Annotated in this window: 14 protein-coding genes; 4 read left to right on the top strand and 10 right to left on the bottom strand. The window is 46.9% G+C overall.

Going from position 1 to position 15428, the window contains the following annotated elements; translation table 11 throughout:
* Positions 1 to 118: 118 nt before the first annotated feature.
* Complete coding sequence (locus KNO95_RS03520) at positions 119 to 754, top strand: peroxiredoxin-like family protein (RefSeq protein ID WP_214878307.1); 636 nt, start codon at positions 119 to 121, stop codon at positions 752 to 754.
* A gap of 24 nt (positions 755 to 778) precedes the next feature.
* Here the strand turns inward: KNO95_RS03520 and KNO95_RS03515 are convergent, their stop codons facing one another.
* The 10 genes from KNO95_RS03515 to adhE all read right to left on the bottom strand — a co-directional run bounded on the left by KNO95_RS03515 (position 779) and on the right by adhE (position 12288).
* On the bottom strand, positions 779 to 1339 hold the full coding sequence (locus tag KNO95_RS03515) for a GNAT family N-acetyltransferase (RefSeq protein ID WP_214878305.1): 561 nt from the start codon (positions 1337 to 1339) through the stop codon (positions 779 to 781).
* Positions 1340 to 1399: 60 nt separating this feature from the next.
* A complete protein-coding gene (locus tag KNO95_RS03510) occupies positions 1400 to 2047 on the bottom strand; it encodes an alpha/beta family hydrolase (protein WP_214702106.1) in 648 nt (215 codons plus the stop codon).
* Between the two features lie 9 nt (positions 2048 to 2056).
* The gene (gene pyrH, locus KNO95_RS03505; RefSeq protein WP_214878303.1) at positions 2057 to 2812 is read right to left on the bottom strand and encodes a UMP kinase; all 756 of its coding nucleotides are present in this window, start codon (positions 2810 to 2812) and stop codon (positions 2057 to 2059) included.
* A 144-nt stretch (positions 2813 to 2956) separates the two neighbouring features.
* On the bottom strand, positions 2957 to 3478 hold the full coding sequence (locus tag KNO95_RS03500) for a GNAT family N-acetyltransferase (protein WP_026826051.1): 522 nt from the start codon (positions 3476 to 3478) through the stop codon (positions 2957 to 2959).
* Positions 3479 to 3619: 141 nt separating this feature from the next.
* Complete coding sequence (locus KNO95_RS03495) at positions 3620 to 5530, bottom strand: PTS fructose transporter subunit IIABC (RefSeq protein ID WP_214702108.1); 1911 nt, start codon at positions 5528 to 5530, stop codon at positions 3620 to 3622.
* Positions 5527 to 6456, bottom strand: coding sequence for a 1-phosphofructokinase (gene pfkB / locus KNO95_RS03490; protein ID WP_214702109.1), 930 nt, complete (start codon positions 6454 to 6456; stop codon positions 5527 to 5529). Before pfkB ends, KNO95_RS03495 begins: the two co-directional genes overlap by 4 nt.
* Positions 6453 to 7196 carry a DeoR/GlpR family DNA-binding transcription regulator gene (locus tag KNO95_RS03485; protein WP_214702110.1) on the bottom strand — a complete coding sequence of 248 codons (744 nt, stop codon included), beginning with the start codon at positions 7194 to 7196 and terminating at the stop codon, positions 6453 to 6455. Before KNO95_RS03485 ends, pfkB begins: the two co-directional genes overlap by 4 nt.
* 135 nt (positions 7197 to 7331) lie before the next feature.
* The gene (locus KNO95_RS03480) at positions 7332 to 8246 is read right to left on the bottom strand and encodes an alpha/beta hydrolase (RefSeq protein WP_214878301.1); all 915 of its coding nucleotides are present in this window, start codon (positions 8244 to 8246) and stop codon (positions 7332 to 7334) included.
* An 84-nt stretch (positions 8247 to 8330) separates the two neighbouring features.
* Entirely contained in the window at positions 8331 to 9515 is a 1185-nt protein-coding gene (locus tag KNO95_RS03475) for a zinc-binding metallopeptidase family protein (RefSeq protein WP_214878299.1), read from the bottom strand.
* A gap of 181 nt (positions 9516 to 9696) precedes the next feature.
* Positions 9697 to 12288 carry a bifunctional acetaldehyde-CoA/alcohol dehydrogenase gene (gene adhE / locus KNO95_RS03470; protein WP_026826057.1) on the bottom strand — a complete coding sequence of 864 codons (2592 nt, stop codon included), beginning with the start codon at positions 12286 to 12288 and terminating at the stop codon, positions 9697 to 9699.
* A gap of 388 nt (positions 12289 to 12676) precedes the next feature.
* Between adhE and KNO95_RS03465 the strand changes: the two genes are divergently transcribed.
* From KNO95_RS03465 to KNO95_RS03455, 3 genes are all read left to right on the top strand, one after another.
* Entirely contained in the window at positions 12677 to 13123 is a 447-nt protein-coding gene (locus KNO95_RS03465) for a MarR family winged helix-turn-helix transcriptional regulator (RefSeq protein ID WP_026826058.1), read from the top strand.
* An 80-nt stretch (positions 13124 to 13203) separates the two neighbouring features.
* Positions 13204 to 13917, top strand: a complete 714-nt coding sequence (locus KNO95_RS03460) for a YebC/PmpR family DNA-binding transcriptional regulator (RefSeq protein ID WP_026826059.1) — start codon at positions 13204 to 13206, stop codon at positions 13915 to 13917.
* A 142-nt stretch (positions 13918 to 14059) separates the two neighbouring features.
* The gene (locus tag KNO95_RS03455; RefSeq protein WP_214702116.1) at positions 14060 to 15379 is read left to right on the top strand and encodes a Na+/H+ antiporter family protein; all 1320 of its coding nucleotides are present in this window, start codon (positions 14060 to 14062) and stop codon (positions 15377 to 15379) included.
* Positions 15380 to 15428 lie beyond the last annotated feature (49 nt).

Raw genomic sequence — 15428 nt, 5'->3', positions numbered from 1 at the left:
CGAAAATTATTTTTCGGAACTTGAAATGGAGTTTCATACGTACAATATAAAATTTAAAACCAAATTATTCGAATTAAATATAAAATTGAGTTAACCTATCAGGAAAGGGGGTAAAAATATGAATTCATTATTAGAAGAAATTAAAAGTTATAAGGAACAGTTCAAACAAAAAGCACCTGCCGAGAAGCAACGATTGATGGCAAAGGCAACGCAGGAATTGAAAGATTCGGGAATGGCGTCAGGATTAAGAGTAGGTGAGTCAGCACCTCTGTTTGAATTGCCTCACGCGGACGGAACAAAAGTCGAGTTGCATTCGTTGCTCGAAAAAGGACCTGTAATTGTCACGTTTTATCGTGGCGGATGGTGTCCATACTGTAACCTCGAGCTTCGCGCATACCAGCGCGAGTTGCCAACGATTCAAGAAAAAGGGGCGACTCTTGTCGCAATCAGTCCTGAGACGCCGGATTATTCCCTTTCAACGAAAGAAAAGAACGAACTTGATTTTTATGTATTGAGCGACGTGGATAATCAAGTCGCACGCCAATTCGACCTCGTCTTTGACATGCCGGATTACTTGATCGACGTTTATAAGGCGTCTGGGCTGCACGTCGATGCACATAATGGGAACGAGGATTGGCAGTTGCCGAAACCGGCCACGTTCATTATAGAGTCAGACGGAACGATTTCATTCAGTGACGTCCCTGCGGATTATACAGAACGTGTCGACCCGTTGACGGTGATTGGAAAATTGTAAAATAAAAAGAGGTGGCGCGTCACGTCATCTCTTTTCCCATTCGCATTTTTCATCCATTTTATTGACAAACTCCTCGTGCAACATGGCGTACACCATGCTGTCAGTCCACTCCTGTTTACTCCAGTAATCTTTGATGAAATGGGCCTCTTTTCTCATCCCAACCCGTTCACATAATTTCTGAGAAGCAACATTTCTGGCGTCGAGATTGGCTTGCACTCGATGTAGATTGAGCTTCGTAAACAACTCCCCAAGCAATCCGCTCACCGCCTCCGTTGCATATCCTTTTCCTGAATGTGAATCAGAAAAACAATAGCCGATCTCGACGGTTTCTTTCATCCCCGTGTACCATACCGTAAGATCACCGATTACTTTTTGTTGATGGAGCACCGCCAGACTCAACGCACTCTTTTCGGAGAGCGTACGCTGATCTCGTTTCTTTCTAAACTCTGTCTCCACGTTCTCAGTAGTCCAAGGCTCATGCAAAAGATATCTACATACTTCTGGCTTGCTATTCATTTCGAATGTAGCATGCAAGTCTTTCTCCGTAAATGGTCTGATTTCTAGACGCTCAGTGGTAAATATCACGTTGTCTCCCCTTTACATTTGATCGCAATCGCCCTGTGAAACTCCCCACCGGTTCACGACCTATGAGGAAATCATAAATTGCTCAACTCGCTTGAGTAGTGTTTCAAGTAGCCGTAGTGACTCGTATGTGTTACCTGTGTACTCGAGACTATGATTCATCTGCTCGACAATCTCGAGTTCAGTCAATGCTAGATGTTCAAGATGCTCGATTCGTTCCAGTACATAATGTTGGTCCGCTGTTCCCATGAGAACAATCTGTTGACCTTTATGAGACTGGATCGCTTCGTATATGTCGTCTTGTTTCAACAAAGGTGTCAACCAAATCAGTTTAGCATCATGAAACACGTTTCGGGTAAGTTCACTTGCCATCGCAATCGTACCGAGCGATTTTCCGACGACGATGTATTGTTGAACGGAATAGTTATGTAACACTTGATCGATGACGAGTCGAACGTCTTCCACAACCACCTTAAATACATCGACTGAATCATACCGCTCATCCCGATAATTATAGTTGATTTCAAGAACGTTCAACCCGTTCTCTAGGCATAATCCAGTCGTATACCGAAACATTGGAGAATCATTCGTATATCCGTATCCCGGTAACAACATCACGAGTGTGTCGGATGACGAATCAGCCTGCAGGTACGAATACGAGACGGGTATTCCGTTTGTCCCTTTGACGTGACCAACTGTTACTTCATACATGCTGTCTCTTCAATTCTGCAAAAGTTGCGTGTCATGGTGATGAATCAGCGTTCCAATGGTCTCTCCTTGGAGAATCCGATGAATGGCGTTCCGTTCCTTGAAGTCGAACAAGTGAATCGGCAAACCGTGGTCTCTAGCGAGGAGTAATGCCGATTGATCCATCACTTTCAAGTCATGAGCGATGACGTCGTTATAGTGTAGGGTTTCAAATTGACGAGCGTCCGAATCCAAACGAGGATCTCGGTCATATACGCCGGAGACACCGTTCTTTGCCACGAACAAGGCATCGCATCCCACTTCGATCGCACGCTGAACAGCCGGATAGTCTGAAGAGACGAACGGTTGACCGTTACCGCCTGCAAAAATGACGATATATCCTTTTTTCAAATGATTGATGGCTCGAAGTTGAATGTATGGCTCGGCTACACACGGCATTGGAATCGACGTCATAACGCGCACTTCTCGAGTGGTATCTCGTTTCAAGATACCACGTAGCATCAATGAATTCATGACTGTCCCGAGCGTCCCGATACTGTCAGCCTCCACTCGATTGATCCCCCACGCTTCTGCTTGATTCCCGCGAAAGAGATTTCCCCCACCGACCATGACACATACTTCAACCCCGCTTTTTGCGAGTGACAATATCACCTCTGCAATCAGGCTGAGACTCATTTCGTCAAAATTATCCATTCTATCACCAGCTAGAGCGGCTCCACTTAACTTGATACATATTTTTCGGTGCTTCAATGTCTCCCAACCCTTCATTTGGAAATTTTTGTTCAATTCAGTATAGAAGAGATTGTTTGATTGAACAATAGTATTTTCAATTGATTTATAATGACATTTCTTTATTTTCTTTCCTACATCGGGCACAAAAAAAGACCGTAGAATACACTACAGTCAGTAAGCTTAAGCCCCTAATATTGAACCGTGACGAGTCTTTTCCCATCCATACGCCACTTCTCGGAGCATCAATTCGCCAAACTCTCGATCTTTTTGGTCGATGACCTGCCCCTGTTTTCGCTCATAAAATGTTCGGAACGGATTCATCTCAAGTGCCCAGATCAAGAGACCTGCTTCACACATCGATTGCACGGCATGTTCAAGGAGAGCGGACCCGATTCCGTTCCCTTGATGGTTCTCTAAAATATAAATGGCATACACTTCGTTCGTATGGTCTGGATACTCACCCGTACGTTCTTCTCCGTATAGGACGAAGCCCACAATCTCGTCATCGACAATCGCCACAAAGCCGGCTACCTCTTGACGACGAAGTGCTGTCCGCAACCGTTCTGCCCATTCGATGGAACCGGACGAAAGTTTCAATAAGTACTCGGTCGGTACGATCCCCCGATAGGTCGTGCGCCATCCGTTCACACGCACTCTCGCAATCCCATATACATCGTCTGGTTTGGCGACCCGAATGTCCAATGTGACCCCCTCCTACCCGAATCTTTACAAATAGTTTACCACAAATCCCCAACATGCAATCTCGAATTATGTGAATTCTATTCGATCACCTATCATAAAAAAATAGACGCTACCTCTACTGAGGCAGTGTCTATTCACTAATTACGCAACTTCTTTTGACTGAACCGGTGTAGCCGTTGTTAACGGTTTTTTCAAGAACGAGAGGAGCAATGCTCCGACCACTGCACCTGCCAAGATGGCGAGTGCGTAAAGACCCATACTCACCGCGACGTTTCCAGCTCCTTCAAGAAGTGGGAAGACGAAGATTCCACCGTGTGGCGCCGGCAATTGAATCGTGAAGAATGCGGACAATCCGCCTGCGATGGCAGAACCGAGAATCGCTGATGGAAGAACGCGAATCGGGTCCGCAGCTGCGAATGGGATCGCCGCTTCCGTGATAAACGAAGCTCCCATGATATAAGCGGTTTTTCCTGCTTCGCGCTCTTGTTTCGAGAACTTTTGACGAGCGAAGACTGTTGATGCGAGTGCGACGAGGAGTGGTGGTACCATCCCTCCAGCCATGACCGCTGCCATGACTTCTTGGTTACCCGCTGTAAGTGCTGCCGTACCGAAGACGTACGCTGTCTTGTTGATCGGACCACCCATATCGACTGCCATCATCCCACCGACGATGACTCCTAAAAGGATGGCGTTCGCGCCACTCATGCTGTTCAACGTATCCATCAACCATGTCATGAGTGCTGCAATCGGTTCATTGACGACGAGCAACATGACCATACCTGAGATAAACGAACCGAGTAACGGATACAAGAGGACTGGTTTGATTCCTTCAAGTGAAGCAGGCAATTTTGCGAGTGCTTTTTTCAAGAACAGGACGACATAACCTGCCAAGAAACCAGCGATGAGACCACCGAGGAATCCTGCGTTCCCTTGACTTGCGAGTACCCCGGCCACGAGACCTGGTGCGAGACCTGGGCGATCGGCGATCGACATCGCGATGAAACCGGCGAGAATCGGAACGAGGAAGCCGAATGCAGCTCCACCGATTGTCATCAACTGTGCAGCAAATTCATTGTAAGACGGGTCATCCGGGTTGGCGGAGTTGATGCCCCAGAAGAAGCTGATGGCAATCAAGAGTCCACCTGCGACAACGAGTGGAAGCATCGCGGATACACCGCTCATCAAGTGCTTGTACACGCCTGTACGTTGCTCTTTCGAAGCACCACCTGACGATTTCGAAGCCTCATATACCGGCGCATCTTGTTTCACCGCACGATTGATGAGTTCTTCCGGTTTCCGAATCCCTTGTGCAACAGGAACTTCAATGACTCGTTTACCAGCGAAGCGATCCATTTCAACAGCCTTGTCCGCTGCGACGATGATTGCTGTTGCCCGGTCAATGTCCGCGCGCGTCAATTCATTTTTGACGCCAGTCGACCCGTTCGTTTCGACTTTGATGTCGACGCCCATCGATTCCGCTTTTTGCTTCAAGCTATCTGCTGCCATATACGTATGAGCGATACCGGTCGGACAAGCCGTGACCGCCAAAATGAACGGTGCATCCGTGTTTGTCGGTTTGACGACCTCTGGCTTCTCTTCTGCTGCTTCTTTTTCTTCGATTGCACGGATGACATCGTTTTCAGAAGTAGCCGCATAGAGCCGTTCCTGGAATGCAGGGTCCATCAAGTAAACTGAAAGTTTAGAGAGTGTTTCAAGGTGTTCATTATTAGCGTTTTCGCCTGCCGCAATCATGAAGAAGAGGCGGCTCGGTTGTCCGTCTAACGCTTCGTAGTCGACACCTTCCGAGCGACCGAACGCGATCGCTGGTGACTTGACTGCACTCGTTTTCGCGTGCGGGATGGCAATGCCTTCACCGAGCCCAGTCGTGCTCTCGCTTTCACGTTTTAGGATCGCATCGCGATAACCGTTGCGGTCCGATAGTTTACCGGCGCGGTCGAGGACATCGACAAGTTCTTCGATGACCTCACGCTTAGAACTCGCGCTTAGATTCAATTGAATCGTGTCGCGTTGGAGCAAGTCCGTGATTTTCATGTTGTTTCCTCCATTCGTTTAAGTGGTGTGAGTTGTACTTGATCGATCAAGCGATCAATCTCTTGTTTCGAACATAGACCGAACGTATATGCAGATGCGCTTCCTGTCGTGACCGCATATCGAAATGCTTCTTGTTCGCCTTTTTCTTTCACATTCGCGACAAATCCGGCGACGAGCGAGTCTCCTGCACCGACCGAATTGACGAGCTTCCCTGTCGGTGTGTTTGCTGTGACGGCTCCGTCCTTGTTAACGAGTAGCGCCCCGTCTCCCGCAAAGGAGATGATGACATTTTTCGCCCCACGTTTGACGAGTTGTTCCGCATAAGGAAGAGCTTCCTCGAATGTTTCAATTTCGGTATCAAACAATTCACCTAATTCATGGTGGTTCGGTTTGATCATGAGTGGTTCGAGGGCGAGCACTTCGAGCATGGCTTCTTTCGTCGTATCAACGACAAAGTCAGCCCCTTTTTCGCGAATCGATTCGGCAATCGTCCGATATAGCGAGTCTGGTAAGTTACTTGGAATACTACCCGCGAGGACGACGATATCGCCTTCTTGAACTTGATCGAACTTGGCCGTCAACAGTTCGAGCTCGCGCTCTGTGATATTCGGTCCGCTCGCATTCAGTTCAGTTTCCTCTTTCGCCCGAATCTTGACGTTGATCCGGGTGTTCCCATTCACCTCTACGAAATCGGTGTGTACACCGTGATCGACGAGTGACTTTTTAATGAAGTCACCTGTCGTCCCACCGATGAAACCAAGTGCCTTTGTGTCTTGTGCATACTCCCGGAGAACGATTGAGACGTTGATGCCTTTCCCACCTGCTCGCTCTGTCGTCTCTTCGATTCGGTTCACTTCTCCTAGATGTACTTTAGGTAATGTTACGTAGTAATCAATAGAAGGGTTGAGTGTTAACGTATAAATCATTTCGCGTTCACCACCTTTGTGATTGTTTGGATGGAACTCATTGACTCACTGCTTGATGTGATCAACTGTGCGGCATCTAACGTCGCGACTCGGCTGAACGTCCGTTTCCCGATTTTCGATGCGTCAGCGAGTACGAAGGACGTTTGTGCCAATTCGATTGCCGTTTTTTTGACAAGCGCTTCTTCTGGGTCTGGGGTCGTGTAACCCGCATCAAGGTCGATTCCGTTCATTCCGAGAAAGGCGAGGTCGACTCGATAATTCATCATGCTCTCGCGTGCGTTATACCCGACAAGCGCCTGGGTGGAACGCTTTAATTCTCCGCCAATCACAAACGTCTTAATATCAAGATCAAATAATTCATTCGCAATCGGTAGACTGTTTGTGACGACGACAATCTTTTTCCCTTCTAAAAACGGAACCATCGCCTGAGTGGTTGTACCGGCATCTAAATAAATCGACATCCCGTCTTCGATGAACGTTGCGGCCTTCCGTGCAATCGCAACTTTTTCATCTACGAACCGGTCTCGCTTTTCTTCAAATGTCGGTTCCTCATCTGGAGTCGCAATGAGCGTTGCGCCTCCGTGAACCCTTGCCAGATACCCTTCCGCTTCGAGGTCCGTCAAATCTCGACGAATCGTCGACTCGGATGAATCCGTCAAATCAACCAATTCTTTTAATTTGACAACCTTCTGTTCAGATAAGCGTTGCAAAATCAACTGATGTCGTTGTTTCGTTAACATCTTGTTCCCTCCATACGTCTAATATAAAGCGTTTTCATTATAAAAACAACTAAAATCATTCAAAAACATTCAGTTTCATTCAATTTGTCACAATTATAACATAAAAAACGGTCAATATATGACCGTTTTTCGAGTTTATGACTGTTTTTTTAACCATTCATCCAATTCTTGAACGAGTTTTGGATGAATCGGCGCATCGATCGCTTCTCGATACTCTTTATACAGCATGAGAAGCGAATGGGGTGACTCCCGTGTCACGAGAAGATGATTCATATCATCAATGATCGATGAGGTGACCTCCCCTTTTGTTTGTATCATATGAACGTGTTCTGGTGGGACTTGGACATCACGTCCCCCGGTAATCGCAAGAACCGGGACGGTCACATGCTCCAACCGCTCTCGGACGTCATAGGATGCATGTTCTCGAATCCATTTCGCATTTACGACTTGACCTCGATATTTGAAAGACGAGACGTTCGTCCGTAAAGACCGCTCTAACAAATCGTCCTGTCGTTGTCTGACCTTTTTGGCAACGCCCGTCAACCGATAGAAGAGACCTTTTATTCCCTTCACATGTTCGATGTCTTTAGCGAGTGCATCTGCTTGGTATAGGAACATCTGCTTGGACGATTCATGGAAACCGGAAAGTAAGATCAGTCCATCCGCCTTCGTCTCAAGCTGAACGGCAGGAGCAAGGACGGCCCCTTCACTATGACCGAGTAGATATAAGCGATTTACATCGGCCAGTTGTCGAATGGTGCGCACGACAAGAATCGCATCGTTAATCAAATCATGTAAGCCAACTTTATTGAAGTCTCCGTCTGACTTCCCGATTCCTTGTTTGTCATATCGGAACACGTTGTAACCGTGGTCGTACAATGCTTCTGCCAACTTGGCATACGTATTAAAACCGACACCACCCATGTTACCATCACGGTCACTCGGTCCACTCCCACTCAACATGACGATTGTCGCCCGAGGCTCCTCATGGGAAAGAAAAGTTCCTGCAATCGTTCCGTATGCTGTCGTAATCGTCATCTCTTGTTTCATCGTATCGCCTCCATTACTATCATACCCGAAACCGACATCTAAAAAAATATGTCGCCGTCAAATGAGACAGCGACATCTATGAGGTCAGTCAGTAAGCCAAGCATGTAGCCAATTGACGGCATCGGATAAACCGTCTTTCGTCAGACGTTCGATTGTGTCCTTCTCCGTAAACACATGCCAACTTCCTTCAAGTGAATCACTCAACATCAGATAAGGTATTCCTTCATCATCGTAAGCGTCACCCGGTGAACTTGCCAACGAACGCACCTCCAGTTCAGCGAATGGCGCCTGTTCTAGTACGGGATAGGATTTCATTCCTTTCGTACGAACGTATAGTGGACCGTCACCAGTCCCAAGAATATCGAGCATGACGACCATTTCCACTTTTTCTTTTTGTCCCGCTAGCCGTTCAAGGAAATCGTCACTCGCTTCTCTAGAGTCGCCGTTCCCATTCAAAAAGACATATCGAATCGTATAGTCTGGCACTTCCTCGTTCATCACCTGCATGAGGTGATATAAGACCGTAGACGGACCGACGGCAGACAAATAATGGGCTCCATGCCAGGAAGAATTGAGTCGTGACATGAGAATAATTTCTTGATTACTCTTCCCTGTTTGAACAAATTCGACATATGGGATCTCTTCACGGTAAGGCTCTACTTTTATCGATTGTCCAACCTTCAGCTGTTCAGCCGTATCGGAGTCTACACCCGTGCCATCTAACGGCATGTAGGATGACGTGAAAACAAAGCCCATCTCATATGGATCATCTTCATATGGTGTGATCAAGTATCCTACAGCTCCTGCAGATGCGAGCTCTGACAAGTATGCATTCGCTTCCTGATCATTCAATACTTCACCCGCGTAATCGACGGTATACGCATCCTCGATATTGTCATATGAAAACTTTGTCGTTGGTAAGACAATCACTTTCTCTTTGACGTCCGGAATATCTTGTCCCCATTCCATATGTAAAATTGTTCCTTTGAACGGTTGATCAAATGTCATCGATGAAAGACCTTCATACGTTCCATCTCCCACCTCAATCTCAGTCCAACCGGTCACCCGTTCTGTATAAAGGACGTTCCGGTTCATATCGATGGATAGTTCGGTTCCGAAAGATTCAAAAAAGTCGGCACTCTCCCAACTATCCGCATTTCGATCGACTGATGAAATATATTCCGCGGTCTCAAGCGGCGTCGGATGGATTGGATTGAAGAAAAGAACAACTGTCGCGATTGAACGCAACAAACTAATCAATATGAACATAACACAATCTCCATTCATCAATAAATTGCTATGTATACCAATTTTTATTATATACAGCTATTTATAGCCTGACTATTCTAATTTTTATCAATTTAAATATAATTTTAAAAACTGAATATCCTGTTCAGACCACAAGAAAAGCCCGTTCGAATTGAACGGGCCCACTTGTAAATATTGAACCTTATACGCCTTCGTATGCTGCGTACATGATCTCTTTCAATTCTTCAACGAGCGGCATTTTCGGGTTCGCCGTCGTACATTGGTCTTCGAATGCGTCGACCGCCATCTTGTCGATCTTCGCATCGAGATCTGCTTTCTTGATGCCTTGTGCTTTGAACGAGAGTTTGATGTTCAAACGTTGTCCGAGCTCAATGATTGCTTGGACGAGTGATTCGACACCTTCTGCTGTCGTGCTTGCCGGAAGACCGAGGTAACGTGCGATTTCTGCGTAACGCTCGTCGGCGATGAATGACTCATATTTCGGGAACGCCGCAAGTTTTGATGGGCGTGTCGCATTGTAACGAATGACGTGTGGCATGAGGATTGCGTTTGTACGACCGTGCGGTACGTGGAACTCTCCACCGATTTTGTGAGCGATCGAGTGGTTGATGCCGAGGAACGCGTTCGCGAACGCCATACCTGCCATTGTTGACGCGTTGTGCACTTTCTGACGAGCTTCCGCGTCGCTACCGTTTTCATACGCTTTTGGTAGGTAGTCGAAGATCATCTTCATCGAACGGAGCGCAAGTCCGTCCGTATAGTCGTTTGCCATGACTGATACGTAAGCTTCGATGGCGTGTGTCAACACGTCCATTCCTGTATCTGCCGTGATTGATGCTGGTACGGTCATAACGAACTCAGGGTCGACGATGGCGACGTCTGGTGTGATTGCATAGTCAGCAATCGGATATTTCACATTACGTTTTTTGTCTGTAATGACGGTGAACGGTGTTACTTCTGAACCTGTACCAGAAGTTGTTGGGATTGCGACGAACATTGATTTGTTACCGAGTGTCGGGAACTTGTATGTCCGTTTGCGAATATCCATGAATTTCTGACGAAGGTTTGAGAACTTCTCTTCTGGACGTTCATAGAAGAGCCACATCCCTTTCGCAGCATCCATTGGTGATCCACCACCGAGTGCGATGATCATGTCTGGCTGGAAGTGACGCATCGCTTCAGCACCGTTCATGACCGTCTCAACAGATGGATCTGGTTCGACTTGGTCGAAAATACGGTACTCAACACCTGCTGGTAAGTTTTTGATGACTTTATCAGCGAATCCGAGTTTGACCATCATTTCATCCGTTACAATCATCGCCCGCTTTTTCGTTGTGAGTGATTGAAGGTATTGGACAGAGTTTTTCTCAAAGTAGATTTTTTCAGGTACTTTAAACCATTGCATATTCACGCGACGTCTCGCCACCTTTTTCACATTGAGTAGATGTTTCGCCGTCACGTTTTCAGAGACGGAGTTTTTACCGTAAGACCCACAACCGAGCGTGAGGGATGGTGTCATTTCGTTGTAAAGGTCACCGATTCCACCGTGTGCTGATGGTGAGTTGACGATGATGCGACAAGCTTTCATACGAAGACCGAAATCAAGGATGGCATCGTCGTCCGTTGAGTGGATGACAGCTGTATGGCCGAGACCACCGATTTCAAGCATTTTTTCAGCAACCGCAAATCCTTCTTCACGTGATTGAACTTTATAAGCACCGAGGACCGGGCTCAATTTTTCATGTGAGAGAAGTTCTGTCGCGCCAACTGTTTCAAGTTCAGCAATCAAGATTTTTGTGTCAGCCGGGACTTTGAGACCTGCTTTTTCTGCAATCCACGCTGCCGGCTTCCCGACGATCTCTGGGTTGACTGCGCATGTGTCCGTACGGATGACGAGTGTTTCAAGTTTCGCTTTTTCTTCAGGTGAGCAGAAATAGCAACCGAGTGCTGTCATTTCCGCTTTCACTTCTTCGTATACTTCTTGGTCGACGATGATTGCTTGTTCAGACGCACAGATCATCCCGTTGTCGAACGTTTTTGAAAGGATAACGTCTGAGATGGCACGTTTCACTTTTGCTGTTTTGTCGATATAGGCTGGTACGTTACCCGGTCCGACACCAAGAGCCGGTTTACCAGTCGAGTAGGCGGACTTGACCATCGCTGCTCCACCAGTAGCAAGGACCATCGCGACACCAGGATGATTCATGAGTGCTTTCGTCGCATCAAGTGACGGGACTTCTACCCATTGAATCAAGTTTTCAGGAGCTCCTGCGGCTACCGCTGCGTCACGGAGGACCCGCGCTGCCTCACTAGAACATTGTTGAGCTGACGGGTGGAAGGCAAAGATAATCGGGTTACGTGTTTTAATGGCGATGATCGCTTTGAACATCGTAGTAGAAGTAGGGTTCGTGACCGGTGTGACACCTGCAACGACACCGACCGGCTCTGCGATGTATGTGATTCCGTTTTGAACGTCATCTTCTAAAACGCCAACCGTTTTCTCTCCACGAAGTGAGTTATAAATATATTCTGTCGCAAAGATGTTTTTGATCATCTTATCTTCAAAGACACCGCGACCTGTTTCTGTATATGCTAGTTTCGCAAGTTCGACGTGCTTCTCTAGACCTGCGAGCGCCATCGCTTGTACGATGTGATCAATTTTCTCTTGGTCGAACGTCATTAACGTATCGAGTGCGGCGTGTGCGCCCGCTACGAGCGTATCCACCATTTGTTCTGCCGTTGTTTCCACTTTTGCTTTCTCTTTAACTGCCATGTTAGGTTCCTCCTCATAAGTGAGAGCTTTTAATGAACATATTGACTTGATGGAAGCACGATGTGGTGCTTGTTTTCAAGAGATTGTGCTTTCCTTCACATTCATAGAATACAATGTTTTCCCGGTTTTGTGGGTGACAACAATGTGAACTCTTTCACAATATTTTTTTATCATTTGTTGATAGCTCTTGATTTTTACATGCACCCTCAGTAAAATCGAATACGTTTTCATGAAAACATGAGTAACAATTCATGTAAACGCTTACATTAATTGTGTCAGTTCTATCTCTTATAAGATGTATCAATCATCACATCAACCCGTTTTTAGGTTCAAATGCACCTGACTCGTGTATAATGAACATAGAACCTAACTAGGAAGTGAATCTATTATGCCGAAACAAGATGCAGCGGACCAGTTTGTCAAACTAATCCCTTTAATTCGTCGTAAATTGCTACGTCGATCTGATTTTCCTCAAATTCCAAACTTGAACTTTTCTCATTTCCATCTATTAATGTTGATTGAAGACGAGGGGGCAGTCACGAATGGACGAATTAGCGAGACACTCTCCATCGCACCACCGAACGTCACCCCTCTCATCACGAAACTGTTGAACGAGGGCTACATTACCCGCGTACCCGACGAACGGGATCGTCGAGTGATATGGAACCAGCTGACGGAGAAAGGTGAGCGAATCTTACTTGAACGAAGAGACTCGTTCCGAACGCTATTCGAAGAGCGCCTCGCATTTTTAAATGAAGATGAGACAGACCGGCTGATTGAAAGTTTGAAGACCCTCACTGAGATTGTAGAGAAAATGGACAAAGGCGACGAGTAAATCTTTACTCGTCAATTCAGCCAACTTCTTATATAATCTGTAATGAATCTACGTACAAATGGAAAGAGAGATGACATGTAATGGGTCGTAAATGGAACAACATTAAAGAGAAGAAGGCGTCTAAAGATGCCAACACGAGTCGCGTTTATGCGAAGTTCGGTCGCGAAATCTATGTGGTCGCCCGACAAGGGGAACCAGATCCTGAATTGAACCAGTCATTAAAATTTGTGGTGGAGCGCGCTAAAACATATAACGTGCCTCGCGCAATCATCGATCGTGCAATCGATAAAGCAAAAGGCGGCGACGAAGAGAACTTCGACGAACTTCGTTATGAAGGATTCGGACCGAATGGTGCGATGGTCATCGTCGACACGTTGACGAACAACGTGAACCGTACAGCATCAGAAGTTCGTGCTGCTTTCGGTAAAAATGGAGGCAACATGGGCGTCAGTGGTTCGGTCGCTTATATGTTCGATGCAACAGCCGTCATCGGTGTCAACCAAATGTCTGCAGATGATGTTCTTGAACTTATGATGGAACACGACCTTGACGTTCGTGATGTCATCGAAGAAGACGAGACGGTAATCGTCTATGCCGAGCCTGAAGCGTTCCACGCCGTTCAGACCGCATTCAAGGCTGCCGGGGTTGAGGAGTTTGCCGTCGCAGAGTTGACGATGCTCCCACAGAACGAAGTGTCGCTCGATGACGCATCGAAAGAACAATTCGAAAAATTAATTGACGTTCTCGAAGACTTGGAAGATGTGCGCCAAGTGTATCACAACGTCGATATGTAACACGCAAGCGATAACTTTTACGAGTTATCGCTTTTTTCATGAGCGATTTGACAAGGGTCATATCCTATGTTAAATTTCAAAAAGTCTTTATCGTGTTAAAGTGATACTAAGAGAAAGAAAACATGAAAGGTGTTGGATGTATATGAACGCAGTGTTACTTGCAGTCATCGTCTTATTCGCGCTCGCCATCAGTCGAGTGCACATTGTATTATCCTTAATATTAGCGGCGCTAGTCGGAGGGCTTGTTGGAGGACTTGGGTTTAACGATACGTTGACCGCCTTTAGCAATGGCCTCGGGGGCGGAGCGAGCATCGCGCTCAGTTACGCACTCCTCGGCGCATTCGCCGTCGGGTTGTCGAAGACGGGTCTACCAGACGTCTTGGCCGAAAAACTGATTGCCATGTCGGGTCGTGACGTGTCGGGTAAACGCGTGAGTTATGTCAAAGCGTTCTTATTGTCGCTACTCTTATTATTGTCGATCAGCTCACAGAACGTACTCCCGATTCACATCGCCTTTATCCCGATTGTGATTCCACCGTTACTCGTCTTATTCAATGAATTGAAACTAGATCGCCGTCTCGTAGCGACAATCTTAACTTTCGGTCTTGTGACACCATACATGTTGTTACCAGTCGGATTTGGCGGTATTTATTTGAATGAGATTCTCATTGCGAATGTCGAAGCGAACGGCTTGACAGTCGGCGACGTCAATATCATCTCAATCATGGGAATCCCGGCATTAGGTATGGTCGTCGGATTGATCGCAGCGTTCATTCATTACCGGAAACCGCGAACGTATGAAACAATTGCGCTCGGACCGTCTGACTATGAAGTTCGTCAAATGGGCGGTTTCAAGATGATCATGACGCTTGTCGTTGTTCTCATCGTTCTCATCGTTCAATTACAGACCGAGTCGATGATCGCCTCGGCAGTGACAGGACTGATGTTACTCTCGATTTTCCGCCTCATCCCTTGGTCGGAGGCAGATGACATTTTCACGAGCGGCATGCGCATGATGGCGTTCATCGGTTTCGTCATGATTGCCGCAAGCGGATTCGCAGCCGTCATTCGTGAAACAGGCGCGATTGATCCGCTCGTCAACGGTGCGAGCAATCTGATGGGTGACTCGAAAATGATTGCCGCTCTCGTTATGCTACTCGTCGGACTAGTGATCACGCTCGGAATCGGGTCAAGTTTCTCGACCATTCCAATCATTGCAGCCATCTTTGTACCTCTTTGTGTACAGTACGGTTTCTCTGTGGAGGCGACGATTGCCATCATCGGGACTGCGGGTGCTCTTGGTGATGCGGGGAGTCCTGCAAGTGACTCGACGCTCGGACCTACGAGTGGATTGAACGCTGACGGCCAACACGATCACCTACGTGAGACGGTTTGGCCAACGTTCCTACACTACAACATCCCTCTCATCATCTTCGGGGTGATTGCGGCAATGGTCCTTTAATCATTTCTTCCGTCGTGAATAAATCGTTCCTAGTAAAATTAAAATGAGG

The sequence above is a fragment of the Exiguobacterium sp. ERU653 genome (assembly GCF_018617775.1).
In the GTDB taxonomy this organism is placed as follows: domain Bacteria; phylum Bacillota; class Bacilli; order Exiguobacteriales; family Exiguobacteriaceae; genus Exiguobacterium; species Exiguobacterium marinum.
Note: the sequence above shows the minus strand (reverse complement) of the source record. Positions and strands in the feature narration are given on the sequence as shown.

What these genes read in the sequence shown, in the direction of transcription:
- KNO95_RS03475 (WP_214878299.1), bottom strand. Translation starts at nt 9,515, where the DNA reads ATGTTCATATTGATTAGTTTGTTGCGTTCAATCGCGACAGTTGTTCTT.
- adhE (WP_026826057.1), bottom strand. Translation starts at nt 12,288, where the DNA reads ATGGCAGTTAAAGAGAAAGCAAAAGTGGAAACAACGGCAGAACAAATG.
- KNO95_RS03460 (WP_026826059.1), top strand. Translation starts at nt 13,204, where the DNA reads ATGGGTCGTAAATGGAACAACATTAAAGAGAAGAAGGCGTCTAAAGAT.
- KNO95_RS03485 (WP_214702110.1), bottom strand. Translation starts at nt 7,196, where the DNA reads ATGTTAACGAAACAACGACATCAGTTGATTTTGCAACGCTTATCTGAA.
- KNO95_RS03480 (WP_214878301.1), bottom strand. Translation starts at nt 8,246, where the DNA reads ATGAAACAAGAGATGACGATTACGACAGCATACGGAACGATTGCAGGA.
- KNO95_RS03520 (WP_214878307.1), top strand. Translation starts at nt 119, where the DNA reads ATGAATTCATTATTAGAAGAAATTAAAAGTTATAAGGAACAGTTCAAA.
- KNO95_RS03495 (WP_214702108.1), bottom strand. Translation starts at nt 5,530, where the DNA reads ATGAAAATCACGGACTTGCTCCAACGCGACACGATTCAATTGAATCTA.
- KNO95_RS03465 (WP_026826058.1), top strand. Translation starts at nt 12,677, where the DNA reads ATGCCGAAACAAGATGCAGCGGACCAGTTTGTCAAACTAATCCCTTTA.
- KNO95_RS03510 (WP_214702106.1), bottom strand. Translation starts at nt 2,047, where the DNA reads ATGTATGAAGTAACAGTTGGTCACGTCAAAGGGACAAACGGAATACCC.
- pyrH (WP_214878303.1), bottom strand. Translation starts at nt 2,812, where the DNA reads ATGAAGGGTTGGGAGACATTGAAGCACCGAAAAATATGTATCAAGTTA.
- KNO95_RS03455 (WP_214702116.1), top strand. Translation starts at nt 14,060, where the DNA reads ATGAACGCAGTGTTACTTGCAGTCATCGTCTTATTCGCGCTCGCCATC.
- pfkB (WP_214702109.1), bottom strand. Translation starts at nt 6,456, where the DNA reads ATGATTTATACGTTAACACTCAACCCTTCTATTGATTACTACGTAACA.